This is a genomic window from Mycobacterium sp. (assembly GCF_040398885.1).
GTDB lineage: Bacteria > Actinomycetota > Actinomycetes > Mycobacteriales > Mycobacteriaceae > Mycobacterium.
In genome coordinates, this window is record NZ_JBBATF010000266.1 from 1 (window position 1) to 2,406 (window position 2,406).

Annotated in this window: 2 protein-coding genes; both read right to left on the reverse strand. The window is 66.2% G+C overall.

Annotated features, from left to right (window positions below; translation table 11 throughout):
• Positions 1-148 precede the first annotated feature (148 nt).
• Positions 149-1,945, reverse strand: coding sequence for an acyl-CoA dehydrogenase C-terminal domain-containing protein (locus ADBZ5U_RS15805; protein ID WP_526811781.1), 1,797 nt, complete (start codon positions 1,943-1,945; stop codon positions 149-151).
• Positions 1,946-2,006: 61 nt separating this feature from the next.
• Entirely contained in the window at positions 2,007-2,399 is a 393-nt protein-coding gene (locus ADBZ5U_RS15810) for a DoxX family protein (RefSeq protein ID WP_526811782.1), read from the reverse strand.
• Positions 2,400-2,406: the final 7 nt, after the last annotated feature.

Here is a 2,406-nt window from a genome sequence, read left to right on the forward strand (position 1 = left end):
CGTAGCGCATCCACCAGATCACCGATCCGGCGACCCGCAGCGGGCCCGGGCGGGGCACGCCGCGACTCATGGGCGTTCCGCCGAAGACATCGGGTGATTCTGGCACGGCCGGCCTTCCCAGGGGAGTGTGGACTGATCGCACGGGGGGCTAGAACCAGCCCTCGCGCATCTCCAGGGTCGTGCGGTCCAGTGACTCAAGCAGATCCAGTTGCGGAGCGGTCTTGGGTAACTCGTAGTGAAAGAAATAGCGGGCAGCCTGCCGCTTGCCGTCGTAGAAGTCGCCGTGCTGCCCGTGCGCGGCCAGGACCTGTTCCAGCCACATCCAGGCGACGACGATGTGTCCGAATGCCTCCAGGTACACCACGCTGTTGGCAAGTGCGGCCTCGACGTCGCCGGAGCCGAACATCCCGGCGGTCACCGCCAGCAGGCGTTGCCAGGACGCATCGAGTTGCGCGGCCATCCCCGCGAGTTCGCCACCGCGTTTGGCGGCGGTGGCGGTCGTGTGTGCCACCGCCTCGCCCAGGGCGGCGAGATTGGCGCCGTTGCGGTAGGGCACCTTTCGGCCCAGCAGGTCCAGGCTCTGGATGCCGTGGGTGCCCTCGTGAATCGGGTTGAGCCGGTTATCCCGGTAGTGCTGTTCGACGTCGTACTCCCGGCTGTAGCCGTAGCCGCCGAGGACCTGGATTGCCAGGCTGTTGGCCTCCAGACACCACTGCGACGGCCAACTCTTGGCGACCGGGGTCAGGATGTCCAGCAGCATGGTGGCGCTGTCGCGTTCCCGGTCCGATTCCGCGCTGTGTTGCAGGTCGACCAGTTTGGCGCAGTACAGCAGCAACGCCATTCCGCCTTCGGCATAGGCTTTCTGCGCCAACAACATCCGCTTGATGTCGGGGTGATCGATGATCGGGATCTGAGGTGTGGCCGGGTCTTTGGAGGTGACGGCTCGGCCCTGCGGGCGCTGCCGGGCGTACTGAAGCGACTTGAGAAATCCGGTGTAGCCCAGCGCCACCGCGCCCATCCCGACGCCGAGGCGGGCTTCATTCATCATGGTGAACATGTAGGTGATTCCGCGGTGTGGCTCACCGACCAGATAACCGACCGCGCCGGGCTTGCCGCCGGGGGTGAAGGTGCCGTCGCCGAAATTCAACACCGTGTTGGTGATGCCACGCTGGCCCATTTTGTGGTTCAACCCGGCCAGTGCGACGTCATTTCGCGCGCCGGGGGACCCGTCGTCGTTGACGAGGTACTTCGGGACGATGAACAGCGAGATGCCCTTGGTGCCGGGCGGTCCGCCGGGAATCTTGGCCAGCACCAGATTGATGATGTTGTCGGTCATGTCGTGTTCGGCACCCGATATCCACATCTTGGATCCGAACAGCCGGTAGCTGCCGTCGGGTTGCGGTTCGGCGCGGGTGGTGATGTCGGCCAGCGACGACCCGGCCTGGGTTTCCGAGAGCGCCATGGTGCCGGAGAAGCGGCCGGCCAGCATCGGTTTGACGAAGGTGTCGATCTGTTCGGCTGTGCCGAACGTGGCGAGCAGGTTGGCGTTGGCCATGCTCAGCATCAGATATCCGGAGGTGCTGATGTTGGCGGCGGCGAACCAGGCGAAGGCGGCCTGAGCCACCGTGACCGGCAGTTGCGCGCCGCCGAGTTGCCGCCCCATCGTCATCGCGACCAGGTCGGCCTGCGCGGCCGCGTCGAGCGCCTCTTTGACCTCGGGGATGACAGTGACCCGGTGGCCGTCGAAGGTGGGTTCCTGGGCGTCGCTCTTTTTGTTGTGGTTGGCGAAGTAGCGGGTGGCCAACTGCTCGCAGAGGTCCAGCACCGCCTCGAAGGTGTCGCGCGAATGCTCGGCGAACCGCTCACGCTTGGTCAGTTCGTCGATCCGCAGCCAGTCGAACAGGAGGAAGTCCAAGTCTCGCCGGGAGATCAGCACCGACGGCATGGGCGTGCTCCTTGACGTCTGCAACCAGTGCCCACCCCGCCGGCGGCGCTGGGCGGCGGGGCTACTGGCGCGGGAGGGCGTCGATCCGGCCGTCGCCGTGGCGGTGACGATCCAGCACGGCGAACGCCCCGGCGCCGACGAAGGCGATCAGCAGGAACGCGAAGCAGAACAGCACCGCCGGTTCACCGCCGTTCTGGATGGGCAGCAACCCTTTCGGCTGATGCGCGGTGAAGTACGCGTAAGCCATCGTTCCGGAGCCGAGGATCGCGGCGATGCGGGTGAAGACCCCCAGGGCCACCAGCACACCCACGACCAGTTCGATGACGCCGGCCCACCAGTACGGCCAGGTGCCGAACGGAACCGCGCCGCCGCCCTTGGTTGCCGGCCAACCGAACAGCTTGGCGGTGCCGTGCAAGGCGAACAGGAAGCCGATCACAATCCGGAAAATCCCCAAGACGGTG